General features: G+C 46.8%; 15 protein-coding genes. 13 read left to right on the forward strand and 2 right to left on the reverse strand.

The window, feature by feature from the left end; all coding sequences use genetic code 11:
- Nucleotides 1-211 precede the first annotated feature (211 nt).
- The 5 genes from NSS94_RS07830 to zapA all read left to right on the forward strand — a co-directional run bounded on the left by NSS94_RS07830 (nucleotide 212) and on the right by zapA (nucleotide 9,659).
- Complete coding sequence (locus NSS94_RS07830) at nucleotides 212-1,252, forward strand: polysaccharide lyase family 1 protein (RefSeq protein WP_341040400.1); 1,041 nt, start codon at nucleotides 212-214, stop codon at nucleotides 1,250-1,252.
- Between the two features lie 365 nt (nucleotides 1,253-1,617).
- Nucleotides 1,618-3,468: a ribosomal protection-like ABC-F family protein gene (gene abc-f / locus NSS94_RS07835; protein WP_341040401.1), complete on the forward strand. Its 1,851-nt coding sequence runs from the start codon at nucleotides 1,618-1,620 to the stop codon at nucleotides 3,466-3,468.
- Between the two features lie 449 nt (nucleotides 3,469-3,917).
- Nucleotides 3,918-4,949, forward strand: a complete 1,032-nt coding sequence (gene pheS / locus NSS94_RS07840; protein ID WP_273041806.1) for a phenylalanine--tRNA ligase subunit alpha — start codon at nucleotides 3,918-3,920, stop codon at nucleotides 4,947-4,949.
- A 28-nt stretch (nucleotides 4,950-4,977) separates the two neighbouring features.
- Nucleotides 4,978-7,425, forward strand: coding sequence for a phenylalanine--tRNA ligase subunit beta (gene pheT, locus NSS94_RS07845; protein ID WP_029516482.1), 2,448 nt, complete (start codon nucleotides 4,978-4,980; stop codon nucleotides 7,423-7,425).
- Between the two features lie 209 nt (nucleotides 7,426-7,634).
- Nucleotides 7,635-9,659 (forward strand): cell division protein ZapA, encoded by a 2,025-nt coding sequence (zapA, locus tag NSS94_RS07850; RefSeq protein WP_341039121.1) that lies wholly within the window; start codon nucleotides 7,635-7,637, stop codon nucleotides 9,657-9,659.
- A gap of 151 nt (nucleotides 9,660-9,810) precedes the next feature.
- Here zapA and NSS94_RS07855 read toward each other — a convergent pair whose 3' ends face one another.
- Nucleotides 9,811-10,170, reverse strand: a complete 360-nt coding sequence (locus tag NSS94_RS07855; RefSeq protein WP_029516484.1) for a phage holin family protein — start codon at nucleotides 10,168-10,170, stop codon at nucleotides 9,811-9,813.
- Nucleotides 10,171-10,319: 149 nt separating this feature from the next.
- On the opposite strand from NSS94_RS07855, the gene NSS94_RS07860 reads away from it, so the two are divergent.
- From NSS94_RS07860 to NSS94_RS07875, 4 genes are all read left to right on the forward strand, one after another.
- Nucleotides 10,320-12,689, forward strand: a complete 2,370-nt coding sequence (locus NSS94_RS07860) for an endonuclease MutS2 (protein WP_341039122.1) — start codon at nucleotides 10,320-10,322, stop codon at nucleotides 12,687-12,689.
- A 57-nt stretch (nucleotides 12,690-12,746) separates the two neighbouring features.
- Entirely contained in the window at nucleotides 12,747-13,160 is a 414-nt protein-coding gene (locus NSS94_RS07865) for a DUF350 domain-containing protein (RefSeq protein WP_013309402.1), read from the forward strand.
- A gap of 54 nt (nucleotides 13,161-13,214) precedes the next feature.
- Nucleotides 13,215-13,925 carry a hypothetical protein gene (locus NSS94_RS07870; RefSeq protein ID WP_069012840.1) on the forward strand — a complete coding sequence of 237 codons (711 nt, stop codon included), beginning with the start codon at nucleotides 13,215-13,217 and terminating at the stop codon, nucleotides 13,923-13,925.
- A 115-nt stretch (nucleotides 13,926-14,040) separates the two neighbouring features.
- Nucleotides 14,041-15,294 carry an MFS transporter gene (locus NSS94_RS07875; RefSeq protein ID WP_069012839.1) on the forward strand — a complete coding sequence of 418 codons (1,254 nt, stop codon included), beginning with the start codon at nucleotides 14,041-14,043 and terminating at the stop codon, nucleotides 15,292-15,294.
- A 75-nt stretch (nucleotides 15,295-15,369) separates the two neighbouring features.
- On the opposite strand, the gene NSS94_RS07880 is transcribed toward NSS94_RS07875, so the two are convergent.
- Nucleotides 15,370-16,608, reverse strand: a complete 1,239-nt coding sequence (locus tag NSS94_RS07880; RefSeq protein WP_341039124.1) for an NAD(P)/FAD-dependent oxidoreductase — start codon at nucleotides 16,606-16,608, stop codon at nucleotides 15,370-15,372.
- Nucleotides 16,609-16,722: 114 nt separating this feature from the next.
- Between NSS94_RS07880 and NSS94_RS07885 the strand changes: the two genes are divergently transcribed.
- From NSS94_RS07885 to NSS94_RS07900, 4 genes are all read left to right on the forward strand, one after another.
- Entirely contained in the window at nucleotides 16,723-16,959 is a 237-nt protein-coding gene (locus tag NSS94_RS07885; protein WP_013370103.1) for a hypothetical protein, read from the forward strand.
- 32 nt (nucleotides 16,960-16,991) lie between these two features.
- Entirely contained in the window at nucleotides 16,992-17,378 is a 387-nt protein-coding gene (locus NSS94_RS07890; RefSeq protein ID WP_069012837.1) for a spore coat protein, read from the forward strand.
- Nucleotides 17,379-17,521: 143 nt separating this feature from the next.
- Nucleotides 17,522-18,022, forward strand: a complete 501-nt coding sequence (locus tag NSS94_RS07895) for an Lrp/AsnC family transcriptional regulator (RefSeq protein WP_069012836.1) — start codon at nucleotides 17,522-17,524, stop codon at nucleotides 18,020-18,022.
- A gap of 12 nt (nucleotides 18,023-18,034) precedes the next feature.
- Nucleotides 18,035-19,246, forward strand: a complete 1,212-nt coding sequence (locus NSS94_RS07900) for an aminotransferase class I/II-fold pyridoxal phosphate-dependent enzyme (protein WP_029516491.1) — start codon at nucleotides 18,035-18,037, stop codon at nucleotides 19,244-19,246.
- Nucleotides 19,247-19,276 lie beyond the last annotated feature (30 nt).

Here is a 19,276-nt window from a genome sequence, read left to right on the forward strand (position 1 = left end):
AGATAAATACATTATAGCCGGGGTGCCAATGGGGTATCACGGCTTTTTGCGTTCTTACGAACTATTTTTACATTGCCACACAAAATAAAATATAAAACATTTAGCTTATATGCTATAAATAAACAGATAAAAAGAACTATTTACCATTTACTAAAAAATAAGTATAGTCGCATTGTTGGGATTTAACTTAAAAAAGGATGGTGTAGCTGCAATGAGGAAAATTTCTTTTCTGTTTTTAGCATTAACTTTGGTGCTGCTTACTTTCCCTGCAAGTTCTACGTTCGCCGCTGCTGATTTTCCGAATACGTCGACGAATGGAATGACTGGTTTTGCCGGACAGGCTAAAAGTGAAAATGGAGCTACTAAGCCTGCCACAACAGGGGGAAAAGGCGGTCAGATTATCTATATCAATAATCTAAACGATTTGAAAAACCAGTTAGGGGATTCAACTCCTAAAATTCTGGTCATCGAAAAAAATATTTCTGCCTCCTCTAAAACCGTGGTCAACATTGGTACTAACAAATCGCTCATTGGTTCTTATGCGCAAAACAAACTGGTTAACATTCATTTGAAAACAACAAATAATTCGGGAAATGTGATCTTTCAAAATTTAACTTTTGAGCACAGTGCCAACATTAACGGTAACGATGACATCCAACTTTATCTTACTGCGGGCACAAATTATTGGATTGATCATGTTACGTTTGCAGGTCACAGTTATAATGCAAATGGCTCGGATCTGGACAAACTTTTGTACATAGGCCAATCGGCTGATTATGTAACCATTAGTAACTCCAAATTTGCTAATCATAAATATGGTCTCATTTTGGGATATCCTGATGATGGCAATAAAAATTATGATGGCATGCCCCATATCACGATCGCTAATAATTATTTTGAAAACTTACTTGTACGTGGTCCAGGACTCATGAGATATGGATATTTCCATGTTAAAAATAATTATATTAATAATTTTCAGCTTGCTTATACCATTGCTACGAATGCAAGAATCTATTCTGAGTACAACTACTTTGGAAAAGGTAGTGAAAAGGGCGGTATTCTTGATGATAAAGGCAATGGCGAGTTTAAAGATGAAGGGAGTTTTCCCACCATCAACAATCAAAAATCGCGTGTAACCAACTGGAATCCAAGCAAGAACTATAGCTATCAAGTTCAGACTCCTGAATATACTAAAGAGTTTGTAACGAAATATGCAGGCTCGTCGAATACAACTTTGGTATTTGGAAAATAACGAGGGTTATTTGCAAATGTGTTGTGATCTGCTATACTAACCGCAAGTAATTATCCCATGAAAAGGAAGGTAACCATACGTCCGATGAAGTAAGCACACTGATTTTCCCACTTAACTGCACAGTTACTGGCAGGCGGCTGTAAGCTGCAACGGGAGAAGTGTGTCTGAAAATGAATGTAGGGACGTATGCGTTTATTCTGGAACGGGATTTGGCTTATTCGTTTACGGTGTTATTTTTCATAAGCGTATGTTCTGAAACGATTCATAACAGTCATTCTATATTCCTTGTATGCAAGCCGCAGCCTTCTGCGGCTTTTTTTATTGCTTCCGGGGTCAAAAAACCGGGCTGGGAAAGGATGATCGGTATGAGAACGATTTTGCGTATTCGCAATGTAGTAAAGGATTGGAACGGGACATCTTTATTTGAGAATGTGTCGTTGGATGTGATGGAAGGAGAACGGCTCGCACTGTTTGGAAGAAATGGAGCAGGTAAAACGACGTTATTGCGAATATTGCTGGGAGATGAAGTGCCAACCTCTGGTCAAGTAGAGCATGATTTGCCACTGGAAGAGCGGGGCTGGCTGAAGCAGCAGGATACGGTGGATTGGTCTCGAACCGCACTGGAGGCCGCACAGCAGGCCAGCCCTCGGCATTGGCTCCTCAAGCAAGCGTTGGGACAGCTGGAAGCTGACCTAGCCGATGCTGGGAAGGATATGGAGCATCATCTGGAGCGTTACGGCGAGCTGATGGATGAATACGAACACCTGCAAGGCTTTGCCTGGGAGTCTGAGGTGGAAAAGGCGCTCACTCGAATGGGAATGCCTGCCCAGACGTGGTCCATTGCTTATGGTGACCTGAGTGGCGGACAGAAGACGAGAGTGCGGTTAGCCGGACTGATGGTCAGGCAGCCGAAGCTGCTGGTGCTGGATGAGCCGACCAACCATTTGGATGCCGAAAGCTTGCTTTGGCTGGAGCAGTGGCTGTCCACGTATCCGGGAACGCTGCTGTTTGTATCGCATGACAGAGCCTTTTTGGATCGAGTGGCTACGAGTATAGTTGAGCTTGCATCAACGGGTATTGGGCGCTATAAAGGCGGCTATAAGGAATATAAAGCGCAAAAGGAGCGGGAACTGCGAGAGCAGGAAGCCAGCTATCGAAAGCAGGAGCTGGCGAAACAGGCACTGGAGGAAACGATTCGAAATTACAGGGAATGGTTTCACCAGGCACATCGTAGCGCATCCAAAGTCGAAGTGGCTATTACACAGAGCTTCTATAAGGCCAAGGCTAAAAAAAATATCTCCCGTTATCATGCGAAAGAAAAAGAACTGGAGCGACTGGAGGCTAACAGGGTAGAACAACCACGTGAAGCTCCGTCTTTGCACATGAAATTAAGTGACAGCGGGTTTCAGGCAAAATATTTGCTGCGTGCTGAGCAGGTTGACTTTAGCTACGACGACCGTATCATTGTGAAAAATCTAAATCTGATCGTTGCACGTGGAGACCGTCTGGCTGTTCGGGGGCCCAATGGAATTGGTAAAACCACACTGCTTCGGTTATTAACAGGTCAACTGGAGCCGCAGACAGGAAAAATCACAGCCAACCCACAGTTGAACATCGGATATTTTTCACAGGAGCTGGAGCAGCTCCCAGAGGATCAAACGTTGCTGGACAGTCTGCTTGCGCTTCCGACGATGACCCAAACAGAAGCGAGAACAGTGTTGGGCTGCTTTCTTTTTGCGAAAGAGGACGTGTTTAAAAGGATCGGGACACTTAGTATGGGAGAAAAATGCAGGGTAGCTTTTCTGCGTCTGTACTTTAGTGGAGCCAATCTGCTGGTGCTGGATGAACCGACGAATTATTTTGACATTGAAACCCGTGAAATTGTAGAGGATTCTTTGCGTAACTATGATGGAGCACTGGTGCTCGTCTCACATGATCGGGAGCTGGTGAGGAGCACGGCAACTCGGTTACTCAATATGAAGCCGGGGGGCAGATATGAAATCTATGAGGGGACAGCCGACGAAAAGCAAGAAGATGAACGGAGCCGTCAACGGGAGCCAGAAGATCAGGAACGGCGTGAGGAACGGCTTCGATTACAATTGCGTCTTACAGAGTTGATGGGAATGACGGGCACGAATGGCGAAAATGAGAAGTTGTTGAGCGAAATTAGGCGCATTCGTGCAAATCTGGAGCGGTTGGATGATCTCGATATCTAAAGGAATGAAACGTATGCCCTGCTTGCCAAAGCGCGGTAGTTTGCATATAATAATGAACAATAGTTCGAATTTTTGAAAATGTCTTGATGGAGAAGAGTAGACAGTGTCCGATTGAACAGGGAGGAAGCGTCGTAGGATTGAGAGCGTTTCTGCAAATACTGGGCTGTTGAAGTTCGCTCCGGAGCAGTTCCTTGAACCTCAGGCGCCATGTGAATGGCGAATGTGCAAGTAGGGGATACCGGTTCACGACCGTTACAACGTGCAGAGCGAGACGATGATGCACAGCATAAACAATCACCTGTAACTAGTGCCGTAAGGCAGAACGCCGGGTGAGCTGAGCTTATTGTCTAACGAGGGTGGTACCACGGTCTTTTCGTCCCTTACCGGGAGGAAAGACCTTTTTTTGTTGTCTGAAAAGCTGGATATGAAGAAAGGGGACTGAACAGGCGATGAGCGAAACCATCCAAATGAAGGAACATTTGCTGGCCTTGAAGGAAGAAGCACTGGAAGTATTGGAGAAGGTGGCAACACCCAAGGAGCTGGCTGATCTACGGGTCAAATACTCGGGGAAAAAGGGCGCACTGACTGAAATTTTGCGCGGTATGGGCAAGCTGAGCGCGGAAGAGCGTCCGGTTGTTGGACAGGTCGCCAATGAGGTGCGCGAGGCGATTGAAGAAGTCGTTAACCGTAAGCAGGACGAGTTCACGAAAGCGGAAACGAATGAGCGTTTGCAAGCGGAAAAGATCGACGTTACGCTGCCTGGACGCACACTGCCGCAAGGCGGACTGCACCCACTCAACAAAGTGATTGAGCAAATCGAGGATATTTTTACAGGCATGGGATATCGAGTGGCTGAGGGTCCACAGGCTGAGACGGATTATTATAACTTCGAAGCATTGAACCTGCCTAAAAATCACCCCGCACGCGATATGCAGGATTCATTTTACCTGACTGAGGATCTGTTGATGCGTACCCATACGTCACCAGTTCAGATTCGCGCGATGGAAGCGATGAAGGGCGAAACACCTATTAAGGTTATCTGTCCGGGTACGGTTTTCCGACGTGATGATGACGATGCAACACATTCTTTTCAATTCCACCAAATTGAAGGGCTTGTCATTGGAAAAGACATTCGCATGAGTGATTTGAAAGGAACCTTACTTCAATTTGCACGCGAAATGTTCGGAGAATCGACCGAAATCCGTTTGCGCCCAAGCTTCTTTCCGTTCACAGAGCCGAGTGCTGAAGTAGACGTAACTTTTGTGAAGAAAAATGGCGAACGCGTGTGGATTGAAATTTTGGGCTGTGGCATGGTCCATCCGAAAGTGCTAGAGATGGGCGGTTTTGATCCCGAGGTGTACAGCGGCTTTGCATTCGGTATGGGTGTAGAGCGGATTGCTATATTGAAATACGGTATCGATGATATTCGTCATTTTTATAACAGTGACCTGTCGTTCCTGAAACAGTTTGCGCGTCAATAAACAACTATATCAAGGGAAGTGAACCCATATGAAAGTATCATTCGAGTGGCTGTCCGAGTATGTATCGCTGGATCAGGTAAGCGCGGAGGATCTGGCAGAGAAAATCACCCGTTCGGGCATAGAAATTGATGAGGTCGAGCAGCGCAATCAAGGGATTACTGGCGTCGTTGTCGGCTATGTTAAAAGCAAGGAAAAGCATCCTGATGCTGATAAGCTGAATGTATGTATTGTCGATGCAGGTCAGGAGGAAGATCTGCAAATCGTGTGCGGTGCCAAAAACGTGGATGCAGGTCAAAAGGTTCCTGTTGCAGTTGTAGGTGCAAAGTTGCCGGGAGATTTCCACATTAAAAAGGCCAAGCTGCGTGGTGTAGTATCCATGGGTATGATCTGCTCGGCCAAAGAACTGGGCATGAATGACAAGCTGCTTCCAAAGGAATTGCAAGAAGGTATTTTGGTGCTGCCTGAGGATGCTGAAATTGGTATGCCAATTACGAAGCTGCTGGCGCTGGATGATCAGGTGCTGGATTTTGATCTGACACCCAATCGTTCGGATTGCCTGAGCATGCACGGAGCAGCATATGAAGTGAGTGCGATTCTGGGACGTGATATTTCTCTGGCTGATCCGGCTAAGGATCTGGTGGAAATTAGCGATGCAGCGGCAGATCATCTGTCTGTGAAGGTAGATACTCCTGAACTGTGTACGCACTACGCGGCCCGTTATATTACAGGTGTAAAAGTGGGGGCTTCCCCATTATGGATTCAAAACCGTCTGATGGCGGCAGGTGTTCGTCCGATCAACAACATCGTAGATATTACGAACTACGTCATGCTGGAATACGGTCAGCCGTTGCATGCTTTTGATGCGGATAAGCTGGAAAATGGAAATATTGAAGTTCGACTCGCTCGTGCAGGCGAAACATTGATTACACTTGATGATCAGGAGCGTAAGCTGGAGCCGCATATGCTGCTGATTACAGACGGTGTGAAACCAATAGCATTGGCAGGCGTGATGGGTGGAGCCAACTCCGAGGTTACGGATGCGACGGTCAGCATTGCGCTGGAATCTGCGAAGTTTGACGGCGGTACAGTTCGCAAAACGTCTCGTCAACTTGGACTGCGTTCAGAAGCAAGTCTGCGTTTTGAAAAAGAGGTTGATCCAGGCGCTGTTGTGCCTGCTGTGAATCGTGCAGCCGCGCTGATTCAGCGTTATGCAGGAGGCACTGTACACCAGGGCATCGTAGAATCTGCGTCTGCAAAAGCTGAAAACCGCATTATCAAGCTGTCGCTAGATAAGATAAACCGATATTTGGGAACCGAACTGTCGCTGCTTGAGGTGAAAACGATTTTCGGTAGACTTCATTTCGGATGTGGCGACGCAGAGCAAGGGGTACTGGAAGTTCAAGTTCCTACACGCCGTGGAGATATCACCATTGACGTGGACTTAATCGAAGAGGTTGCTCGTCTGTATGGTTACGACAATATCCCGACCACGCCGATTGAAGGTCCTACAACTCCGGGAGCTTTGACAGCATCACAATCATTGCGCCGCTCCCTGCGCAGATTGCTGGCTCATGGTGGCTGGCAGGAGACGATCAGCTACTCTTTTGTACATCCGCAAAGTACGGGGTTATTTAATGCCTTGACAGAAGGCAGCCATCCGGTACGTTTGGCTATGCCTATGAGCGAAGACCGTAGTGTTTTGCGTACGAGTATCATTCCGCAGATGCTGGATACAGCGGTGTATAACATGAACCGGAAGCAAGACAATCTGGCGATTTTCGAGATGGGAACAGTATTTTATACAGAGGAACAAACATTAACCCGCCAGCCGCAGGAAATTCAAGTGCTGAGTCTGTTGTTGACTGGGGTACGCCGTGAAAAACAATGGAATATTGGTGCTGAAAAGGTTGATTTCTTTGATATTAAAGGCGCGCTTGAAACGGTGTTTGACTATTTCGGATTGAGTGCCAGCATTCGTTATGTCGCTGACCAACCGCAAAGCTACCACCCGGGCCGTTCCGCTTCGGTATGGCTGGATGTGAATGGAAGCTCTCAACGGATCGGTACCCTTGGGCAGATTCATCCGGAGCTCCAACAATCTTATGGGCTGAACGATACGTATGTTGCAGAAATTGCGTTGCAACAGGTCATTGAACACGCAAACTCTCATATTCAGTTCAGAGAGCTGGCTCGCTTCCCATCCGTGGAACGTGACATTGCCCTCGTGGTCAATAAAGACGTTGAGGCAGGCGAACTGCTTCGTGTTATTCACGCTGCAGGCGGAGAGCTGTTGCAGGATGCACGAGTGTTTGATGTATTTACAGGCAGTAAGCTTGGTGAAGATAAGAAGAGCGTAGCTATCTCTCTGACCTATCGTCACTGGGAACATACGTTGACGGATGAAGAGATCAATGCGGCGCATACTCCTGTCGTTACGTCTCTGGAACAAACTTTTGGAGCGGAATTGAGAAAGTAGCAGGAAATGCGGGAAGCCGTATCGAATCTTAGTGACAGAGGTTCGATACGGCTTTTTGGCCTATCATCATAGAAGCTCTCTTACTCTGATAATTACCCGCTGCGGGGAAGCCGGACTAATAAGGTTGAACGCTTCACGGAAGGCGGGTTACCATAGTACCGGACACACCTTAGAATCAACATACAGTAGTATTGAAGGAGGGCATAATTGTGACTACACCAGATCGTACTCGCGTCACTGTAGAGATCTACGGTACTTCTTATAAACTCGTCGGCAGCAATACCGATTATATGAAGCAGGTTGCCAATTACGTGGATGAGCGTATGCACAGCATTTCTCAAGCTCATTCGCGTCTGGATATGCCCCGAATTGCCGTGCTGGCTGCGGTTCATATGGCAGAAGAAGCTGTACAAATCCAGGAAATTCAGAGTCATATGAACCGCTTAGCAGCGGAACGAGCAGAGCTCCGGGGAGATCTGGCGCAACTCCAGACAGCTCTAGGGGAACAACAGCAGAAAAATACAGATATGCATCAATCTCTTATTCAACTGAAGGAAGAAAAGGAAGCAACGCAGAAGAAGCTGATGGAAACCGAATCTGTATCAGCCAAGGAGATTGCCCAATTGAGGGCAAAGCTGGAACAGCAGGAGAAAAAGGCGGCTGAACTTGAAAATGGACAAAAACAAGCTAAACGTGAACTGGAGGAGTCCCGTCAAGAAGCTTCTCGCAAGCTGAAAGAGCAGCAGGAGGCGGCCAATGCGCGTATCCGGCAGATAGAAGAGCAGATGAAGAAGGAAGTATCTGAAGCGGCTAAACAGGCAGAAGCCAAGCTGTCAGCTGCAGAGAAGACTCATCAGGAGCAAAAGCGCACAGAACTGGACAAGCTGCGATCTGCTTTGCAGCAAGAGCATAGCAAGAAGGTAAGCGAATGGCAAACCAAGTGTTCCGGACTGAATGAGCAGCTGGAGCAGGAACGTAAACAGGCTGAATTGGCGTTGAATGAGGAAAAGCTCCAGCATCAGGAAGCGCAGAAACGAGCTGATGAAGCCGCACTGGAGCAGGAGATTCGGGTCGAGGAGCTTCAGGAACAATTAGAACAAGTACAGGCAGGCAGTACAGAGCTTTCTTCTCGTCTGGGAGAGGCTCAAGAGCAAGCAAGAGTACTGAAGGAACAACAGTCCGAGCTGGAGTCTGTGCTGGAAACACAGCGACAGGCTGCGATAGAGCGAGAGCAGGTAGATACGCTTGCACGTGAAGAATTGCAAAGTCGATATGATCAATTAGAAGCTGAAGCCAAGGCTAAGCAGCAGCAGACGTCTAAGCTGGAGGAAGAACAGCGGCGGATGCAGAAGCTGTTGGAGCAAGCTCACGTATCTTCTCGCAAGTTGCAAAGTGAGCTGGCTACGCTAGCTGAAAGCGAGAAGTCATGGAAGAAGCTTGCAGAAGAACGCCAGGTGGCAGTTGATGAACTGGAGCTCTCCCTGCTGGAAGCACGTGAGCAGAAGGAAGAAATACAAGTGCAATTACAGCACGCAGCGGCTGAGCTCGAAGCTATTAATGATAAATTTGCTTCACAACAGCAACGGCTAGTTCAACTCGAAGCGAGAATCAAGGAGCTTTCACCTGAGCTGATTCGCGTGCAGGATGAGCTTGAGAAAGCCAAAGTCCGAGAGCAAGAGGGAACTAAGGCGTATCAATCGCTTCAGGAGCAATATGGAAGCATGAAGAGCCGAGCTGGACAGCTGGAGCAAAATATCAAGCAGCTCCAGCAGGAAAATCGAGAACGGCGGAGTGAACTGGAACGTGCTGAGGAAGAATCCCTGGAATGGCAGCTTAAATACGATCAGTTGAAGGCTGAAGCGGAACGTTTGGAAGCTGAAGATGCTGCCCGTAAGGAAGAATTTGCTTCTTGGGAGCGGGAAATAGCGGTAACGGTTCAACAAAAGGAACAGCTTCAGGAGGAGATTCGTTTGGCTGTTGAAACTGCCAAAACGGCGAAGGCTGAACAGCAGTCCATAGAGCAGGAACGAATGGCCTTGCAGTCTGAATTGGACGAAGTGGGTCAAAAATATGAAATGGCGGCGCATCAGCTTCGTCTGTTGCAAGTACAACAGAACGTAGATCGGGAAAATACGGAGAAGATTTCTACGGAATTACGTCAATTACAGGAAGAATACACCAAGCTTCAAACTGAGTATAATGAATGGATTGAACTTATCGAACAGGATCAGTAGATACGGATTATACATGTAAGGCAATCCCCGGCTGCTCATCGCCGGGGATTGTTTGTTTATTGTATCCACTCAGAGGTGTAAATGACAAAAAGCTGTCCTTTGGCAGATGAATTCTGCTTCGGGACAGCTTTGCCAGAAGCGATTACTGAAATTAATTCCCGTTTTTGCGACCGGCTTCAAACGGTGTCGATACCGGAATGAACAGGTCGATAATCCCGATAACCAATGCAGCGAGCAATGCGCCCAGAACGGAAACACTGACATGAGCGACGACATATTGAGCGACCCAGATCACCAGAGCGCTCACAAGAAAACCTACGATACCGCGTCCAAATGGGGAGACGCGTCGACCAAACACCGCCTCGACGATATAGCCAATCAAGGCAATGACAATGGCTAGGATCAGCGCGCTCCAAAAGCCGCCTACACTAAATCCGGGAACGATCCAGCTTACGACCATCAGCACCAGAGCGGCAACGATGAAACGTACAATGTGCCCGAGAATGCTCACGGAATAACCTCCTTTGTTTTTTGAATCAGGGTTAGACAAAGGTTAGTGTGTGGCATGAAGAGCTTTCTTATGTGTAAAACAGAGTTGGCAAATAGCGTAAGTTTGCTGCTTTCGGTATAATATAGATATAAGTGAAAGGAGTAGTGAAGTTGGACTCTAAAATTTTCAAAACCCTTGAATATCAAAAAATTCTAAATAAACTAAGTCACTATGCCCAAACGGCAACGGGACAACAGACAGCCCTTCGGCTACAGCCCAGCGATGATTTGGAGCATATCAAGAAAATGCTGAAAGGTACGGATGAGGCCTATGCTGCTGATCGCCTCAAAGGAGTGCCTTCATTTAACGGAGTAGTGGATATCACTCCGGCGGTGAAGCGTGCCCGTATTGGTGGAACATTAAGCCCGCATGAGTTGCTTGGCATTCGGACAACGGTTCAGGCCGCACGCCGTATACAAGTATACGTGACAAGTTTGCATGAAGAAAATCCTGTCGAAACATTGCTGTATTGGAGTGAGCAGCTTTCGGAGCAGAGAGGTTTAGAAAACTCCATCAAAGGCTGTATTGACGAAAATGCAGAAGTGTTGGATTCTGCCAGCACAGAGCTTTCACAAATCCGTCGGGAGCTACGCTCGGGAGAAGTGCGTATTCGTGAGAAGCTGGATTCCATGATTCGTTCCTCAACTGTATCCAAAATGCTTCAAGATCAGTTGATTACGATTCGTGGAGATCGGTTTGTGATCCCGGTTAAGGCCGAATACCGTTCTTATTTTGGCGGAATTGTTCATGATCAATCCGGGTCAGGTGCAACATTGTTTATCGAGCCTGAATCTATCGTAGCCATGAACAATAAGCTGAGGGAAACAAGGCTGAGAGAAGAGCGTGAAATTGAAGTCATTTTACAAAAGCTGACCGCACTTGTCGCAGAACAAGCGGATATGTTGCTGTATGATGTGGACATTTTGGGCAATCTTGATTTTATTTTTGCAAAAGCGCGTCTCGCCCGTGAAATGAAAGCAACCTTGCCTTTAATGAATGACCGAGGGTACTTGAAGCTGAAAAAAGGCAGACATCCTCTAATTCCGTTGGAGCAGGTCGTTCCCATAGATGTGGAGCTGGGCAATTCATACACCTCCATTATCGTTACCGGACCGAACACAGGGGGGAAAACCGTTACCCTGAAAACCATTGGCCTGCTTAGTTTGATGGCGATGTCTGGACTGTTTGTACCTGTTGAGGATGAAAGCCAGCTGTGTGTATTTGATGCAATCTATGCTGATATTGGTGACGAGCAGAGCATTGAGCAAAACTTAAGTACATTTTCCAGTCACATGACCAATATCATTAGCATCCTGAAAAATATGACGCCCAAAAGTCTTGTATTGCTTGACGAAGTGGGGGCAGGAACGGACCCCGCGGAAGGTTCGGCTTTGGCTGTGTCCATTTTGGAGCATATACATGCCATGGGTTGCCGTATGGTTGCGACGACTCACTATAGTGAATTGAAGGCGTATGCCTATGAGCGTAAAGGAATTATTAATGCAAGCATGGAGTTTGATGTCGCTACCTTAAGCCCGACTTACCGCCTTCTGGTCGGTGTCCCCGGACGAAGTAACGCATTTGCCATTGCCGAGCGATTGGGATTGCCAGGGCGCATATTAGACTATGCCCGTGGTGAGGTAACAGAAGAAGACCAGCGCGTTGAGCACATGATTGCGTCACTGGAGCAGAACCGTTTGACAGCTGAGCAAGAACGGGAAAAAGCAGAGCAGTTGCGTAAAGAAATGGAAGCATTGCGTAGCCGTCATCAGATGGAGCTGGATAAGCTGGAGTCCCAACGGGACCGTATGCTGGAAAAAGCTGAGGACGAAGCAAGAGTTCTCGTGGATAAGGCTCGTAGCGAAGCTGAGAAAATCATTACTGATTTGCGTAAATTGGCTCAGGAAGAAGGGGCCTCGGTTAAGGAGCACAAGCTGATTGCAGCTCGCAGAGAACTGGATGAGGCTGAACCGAAGCAACGCAAGAAAAGTACTGTCAAACGCCCGGCCGCTACGCGTACTCGTTCTATCATGGCTGGCGATGAAGTATCCGTTCACAGTCTGAATAAAAAAGGCCACGTGGTTGAACTGTGCGGTACCAAGGAAGCTGTGGTTCAACTGGGGATCATGAAGATGAAGGTCAGTTTGGATGATCTGGAACTACTGCAACCTGCCCAAACAACGACTCCAAGAGTTCAAAAACCAGTCACTGGCGTTAAACGGACACGGGATGATAACGTACGAAGTGAACTTGATCTTCGGGGGGCGAACGTGGAGGAAGCCTTGATGGAAGTGGACCGCTTCATGGATGAAGCGTTTCTGGCCAATCTGGGTCAGGTACACATTATTCATGGCAAAGGTACGGGTATTCTGAGAACCGGTATTCAGGAGTACCTCCGTAAGCATAAACATGTGAAAAGCTACCGTATCGGTAATTACAATGAAGGCGGTACAGGCGTAACCGTTGCTGAATTGGAATAGTTATGGGTTGCGGCTTTGCCCGGGAACGCTTGGTAGAACGGGAGGGACGAAGTGAAGATGGCGATTGATGAATTGCTGTCACATCCGTTGGGGATGATGCTGGGTTATTTCTCGGTGGCGGTGCTGGAGTTAATTGTATTTTTGTCGTGTTTTGAGCTGGTAACCCGCTATAAATGCTGGGAAGAGATCAAGCGCGGCAATGTTTCAGTAGCCATGGCTACGGGAGGGAAAATGTTCGGTATTTGCAACGTGCTCCGCTTTGCAATGGAAGCCAAATCGAGCGTGTACGATACGATGATTTGGTCGTTCGTTGGCTTTTTACTGCTACTTGCGGCGTACTTTCTTTTTGAGTTTCTGACACCGGTATTTTCTATCGATCAACAGATTAAAGAGGATAACCGTGCTGTCGGCTTGTTTTCCATGATTATTTCAATATCGTTATCTTATGTGATCGGTGCCAGTGTAACTTGACACATCCTGTATACTAGAGCTTGGTATACGCTTGGAACGGAAGGATGATAAAGCTTGGAAATGACTATTTGTCCATGGTGTAACATGGAAATTATTTGGGATGAAGAATTGGGCCCTGAGGAAGAGTGTCCCTATTGCCATAATGATCTGAAAGGTTACTCTGACATCACTGATGATGATGAAGATGAGTCTGTTTCTCCACCTGTTCATAGACATGCCGGTGAGCATGGACATGAAGAGACGAAACATGATCATGTGACTTCTGTAACCCCGGCGCCTCACGCTCATGGAAAAGAAGACCTGAAGGGTTATCGTACATTGAGTATTCAGCTCGGTGATGATGAAGAGCAGGATATTTTATATGAGGCAGAGGATGAAATCGTAGTTGAAAAACCGGTTGATGCACCGTTGTTGCAGGATAATGAGCTTCATAAGCTGCCGGTGCTGCATACTTTGCAAAAATTTGAAGAAAGCGGTGCGGATCTGATGGCTTATGAACAAGGCGCTGAACAAATACTCGACAGACAAGATGAAGTTCTTGAATGTTCCCAATGTGGAGAGTACATGCTGCATGCGGGTTCGCAAACCGTAACCAGAGAAGGCTTTGAACCGTCGATGTCGCCAGCACTCGGCAAACCTGTTCTGGACTTGCCATTCGTCTTGAATGTTTATGTGTGTCCTAGCTGTTTTCATGTCCAGCACACATTGTCAGAGAATGACCGACTGCGGATGCTGGAGAAGCTCAGCGGTATTTCCAACAATTAATTAGCAATCCCCCGGATAGGCCCAAGCTCAATACGGGCATCTTAATCGAAGAAATCTTTGAACAAGCTGGCTTTAAACAAGCTGATTGGTGATTTTTCGGTTAGGGGGAACTGCATTGAAATCAAACCTAAACGGACAATCCATTCTGCTATTAAGCTTGAATGGATTGTTTGTGTTTGCAGCAGCATTGTCAGGCACATTTCTCAACGTATATTTATGGAAGAGCAGGCAGGATTACGCGATGATTGGCTGGTTTAATGTCAGCCAACAAATTGCGCTGGGAATTATGGTCTGGGTGGCTGGAAAATGGGTCAAGGAACATAACAAAATGAATGCCCTGCGCGTGGGGACAGCACTGTCCGGTCTGTTTTATTTAATCGTGTTATATACGGGACCGCAGGCTGTAAACTACATATGGCCGCTCGGAATGTTATTGGGTGCAGCATTAGGTTTATTCTGGCTGGCGTTTAATGTCATTTTTTTCGAAGTCACAGATCAGGCAAGTCGCGATCATTTTAACGGATGGGTCGGTCTGCTGGGTTCGTTTTCCGGTATCGTGGGTCCTTGGCTGTCTGGTTGGATTATTGCTCGTATGGAGGATGATGCGGGTTATCGAGTAATATTCAGTATTTCCTTAGCTTTTTATGTCGTAGGAGTGGTGCTTAGTTTTTTTCTTCGCAAGCGTAAGCCGACAGGAAATTACAATTGGAAGGAGCCTAAGCAACGATTGTCACAAAAAGGGAGCATGTGGCGTCCCTTGTCGTTATCACTTGTTACCCAGGGCATTCGTGAAGGGGTTTTTGCCTTCCTGATTACGCTGCTCGTGTATGTAGCTACTCAACAGGAATGGAAGCTGGCACAGTTTTCACTTATCACCTCGGCGGTTTCATTTTTCAGCTTTTGGGCTGTCGGAAAATGGCTCAAGCCACACTATCGCTCGGCTGGTATGCTGTTGGGTGCTGTATTGTTGGTGATTGCGCTGTTACCATTATTGTGGCGTATGGAGTATATCACGCTACTGATTATGGGGATCGGCACCGCTATATTCCTGCCCTTGTATTTAATTCCTATGATCTCAGCGAGTTTTGATTTAATGGGTACGAGTGAAGGAGATGCGAATCAGAGAGTGGAACTGGTTGTACTGCGTGAACTGTGCTTAATGGTAGGACGGTTGACCGGTACACTCATTTTCTTGGGCGTCCTAAGTATCAGCAAGGCTCCTACAGCGATGATTTGGTTGTTGATTGGACTTGCATTAATGCCAGTGATCGGCTGGTTTTTTATGCGAAATGTGCTGAAGATGGAACAGAAGACAAAGCGAAGCAATTCTCATTCCCATGCACAACGCTGGCGCAAGCAAACGGAGTAACAGGAAAATTCAACACAAAAAGAACCTCAGAATTCACTTATATAGGCGAAAGGAGGTTCTTTTTGTATTCATATGTTAAACCATTGGTTTTGTTGCTTCTGGCGAGGGTTTGGTCGTACGGGTCAGAGAATACAGCTCCATTTCAGGTCGGTGTGTGCCCGTCAGTTCATCAGCCAATAGCTGTGCGGCCATCATATTCGTAACCGTCCCATTTCCCCCGTAACCCTCCAAGAAATAGCAGTTTGGAAAACGCGGATGTGGACCAATATACGGCAAGCCGTCGTGAGAGGAGCCGAATACAGCCGCCCAAGCGTAGTCGATCTGAAATGGCACACTGGGAAAATGCTCCTGTAGTGCTTGCAGCAGCTTTTGTTGTTGGTGTAGTAGCCTGATTTCACGTTGGTTGGCGTCCAATACAGGTTCATCCAAACCACCAATAATGATACGTCCTTCCGGTGTGGAGCGCATATATAGATAAGGACGGGCCGTTTCCCAGATCAGACACTGCTCATGCCACAAGGGAGCATCTCCGATTGGATTGGTGGCGATAGCATAAGAGCTTTGCAGAACGGCTCCCCGATCAGTTTTAATCTCTTGTGTTTCATAACCCGTTGCAAAAATGATTTTTTTCGCTCGGATCATTCCACCGCTGGTATGACAAACGACTTCATTTTCATTGAATTCAAAATGCTTGGCTTCCGTATGCTCATATAAGCGTACACCGAGACGGCTGGCGGATTGCAATAGTCCTTGGGCAAACAAAAATGGATTAACCTCGGCATCTTCGTGTGTGTACAAGGCTGCCGGTTTTCGAAAAGGAAATCGGATAGCCACTTGTTGCTCATCCCAGTACTCCACTGGAAATCCAAACCGGGTTAGCTGTTTGTACTCTTCCTGAAGCACCTGTACATCTTCTAGTGTACTTGCATAGTACAGGCTGCTTCGCCGAATAAAGGAAGGGTCTGTATCCAGTGTGGCAGCCAGCTTATCTAACTGATCTAGTGCATCCTTGCACATGCGGTAAAACAGTACACCGTTCGTTTCACCAAACGTATTGATGAAAGAGGTTAAGGTCTTGTCATTGCTGTATTGCAGCAGGCCAGTATTGGCCGAAGAGCTTCCAGTTACCAGTTTGCGTTTGTCAATAACCACGGTGTCTACCTGTCGTTCTCCCAATAACCGGGAGCAGATGGCCCCCCCCATCCCTCCCCCGATGATCAATACATCACAATTTAAATCCTCTGCCAAAGGCGGAAAATCCAGCGCCTGCTCCAATGTATTCGGCCAATATGTATTCCCGCTTATCAACTCCATATAAAATAGCACTCCTCATAGGCAATATGTAGTATTTCTTATGTGTACATAGTATTTCGCCAAACGGACAAGATAACCAGCGTGCAACAAAACTTTTAAGGAGGCACAGAGATTATGCAATCTACGAACATGCAACCCCTGTCAGGCAAAGAGCTGGAGTACATCGTGGACTCCATCTCCAATGAAGAACTACTACTCAAACAATGTGCGGCCACAGCGGCGTCTATTCAGCACCCAGCCATCCAACAAGCCTGTTTACAACTGGCAAGAACTCATGAGCACCACTTGAATCTGCTTTCTAATGCTCTTCAACAGCATCAGCAGCTTGCTCCAATGCAACCACAGCAGTAATTTGGATTTACCAATAAAGGAGGTTTGACAGAATGTATTCACAAAACAATATGTCATTTATGCCCGAAGAAGATTTGCTCTATACCATTCTTGCTGATATGAAACGTACAGTGCGCGAATACACAACGGCGACGACAGAATCCAATTGTCCGTCTGTGCGTCAGATGTTCACCGACCTTACGAATGATACATTGCGTCTGCAAGGTGATTTGTATCATCTGATGAGCCAAAATAATATGTACGCCACTCCAACTAAAGCACTGCGCATCGATTTGGACAAACAGATTCAAGAAGCTCGCAAGACCCAACAAGAATGCCAACAGTTCATTCAGCAAAAGTCGACATCCGCGGGAGTATATGGTCAATCTATGCACCAGCAAGGCCAGTCTACACATCAAAACAACCCTTATTATATGTAAACGGGATTTTCTGTTTTTGAAGCAGATTCCCATAACAGCCGTCCACCTGCCGGGTTTACCGGAGTGGACGGTTTTTCTTTGCAGGTTTAAAGTGCGTATTGTATGATGTATAGTAATCTCTTTCGATGGAGGCCTTATGTAGAATGACAGAGCTGAATGAATTGAAATTAAAAGTGCTGGAATTGTTAAAAGAAGATGCAAGAAGAACACCGACTTTATTGGCTACTATGCTGGGGGTTGACGAGCAGGATGTACGCATCTCAATGAAAGAGCTCGAAGACCAACACGTGATTGTCAAATATGCCGCTGTAGTTAATTGGGACAAAGTAGACGACGAAAAGGTTACCGCTTTGATCGAAGTGCAAATTACACCCGAGCGTGGAAGAGGCTTTGAAGGGATTGCAGAACGGATTTATTTGTATCCGCAAGTTAAATCGGTCTATCTCATGTCCGGAGCATACGATTTGCTGGTAGAGGTTGAAGGCCGCAATCTTCGTGAGGTCGCTAACTTTGTGTCGGAGAAACTGTCGCCTATTGATTCGGTCTTGTCTACCAAGACTAATTTTACGCTTAAAAAATACAAGCAGGACGGAATTATCTTTGAGGACCATCAGGAAGATAATCGTCTGATGATTTCGCCGTAAAGGAAGATCATGATGAATCTCAAAACAGAAGCATTTACCGACAGTAACAAAGCTATGAGTTCCTATTTGTCCCCGTTGGTGCGCGAGATCCCATCTTCGGGTATTCGTAAGTTTTTTGACTTGGTGGGTGGCAACAAGGATATTATTACCCTTGGTGTAGGCGAACCGGATTTTACAACCCCTTGGCATATGCGGGAAGCCTGTGTCTATTCATTAGAGCGAGGTTTTACCAGCTATACGTCTAATGCGGGAACGCCAGAACTGCGTGAAGCGATCAGTGATTATCTGAATGAGCAATTTGAAGTCCGTTATGATCCTAAAAATGAGATTATCGTGACCGTTGGGGGAAGCGAGGCGATTGATCTTGCTTTGCGTGCGTTAATTGTACCTGGCGACGAAATTCTCGTGCCCGAACCGTGCTACATTTCATATTCTCCAATCACTGCAATTGGAGGCGGGATTCCGGTAGGTATTGAAACCTTTGCTAAGGATGAATTCAAGCTGACGGCTGAGGCGCTGGAGGCAAAAATTACACCTAAATCCAAGGTGCTGATTTTATGCTATCCGAGCAATCCAACTGGGGCTACGATGACTTATGAAGATTGGCTTCCGATTGCCGAAGTCGTGGAAAAGCATGATTTGATCGTCATTTCTGATGAAATTTATGCTGAATTGAATTATGGAGAGAAGCACGTCAGTTTTGCGGCTATGCCTGGTATGATGGATCGTACAATTCTCGTCAGTGGTTTTTCCAAAGCCTTCGCCATGACAGGTTGGCGTATTGGATATACATGCGGACATCCCGATCTGATTGCCGCTATGCTCAAAATCCATCAGTACACCGTAATGTGTGCGCCTTCTATGGGGCAAGTTGCGGCACTGGAAGGGTTGCGGAATGGTTTGGGTGAGAAAGATCGTATGGTAGAAGCCTATAATCAGCGTCGCCGTCTGATGGTTGAAGGGTTTCGGGAAATCGGCCTGGAGTGCCATGAGCCAAGAGGGGCTTTTTACGTTTTCCCTAGTATTCAAAGCACGGGACTCAGCTCAGATGAATTTGCACAGCGTCTTTTGGCAGAGGCTAAAGTTGCGGCTGTACCAGGTAATGTGTTCGGTTTGGGAGGCGAAGGCTATCTTCGTTGCTCATACGCGACTTCTGTTGCTCAGCTGACGGAGGCACTGGATCGGATTGGTCATTTTGTAGAAAAAGTAAGAAAAGAAGGTTAAAATTATTTTTTTATGGGTAATTCATAAAAA

The organism is Paenibacillus sp. FSL L8-0644 (genome assembly GCF_038008165.1).
Taxonomy (GTDB): domain Bacteria; phylum Bacillota; class Bacilli; order Paenibacillales; family Paenibacillaceae; genus Paenibacillus; species Paenibacillus polymyxa_D.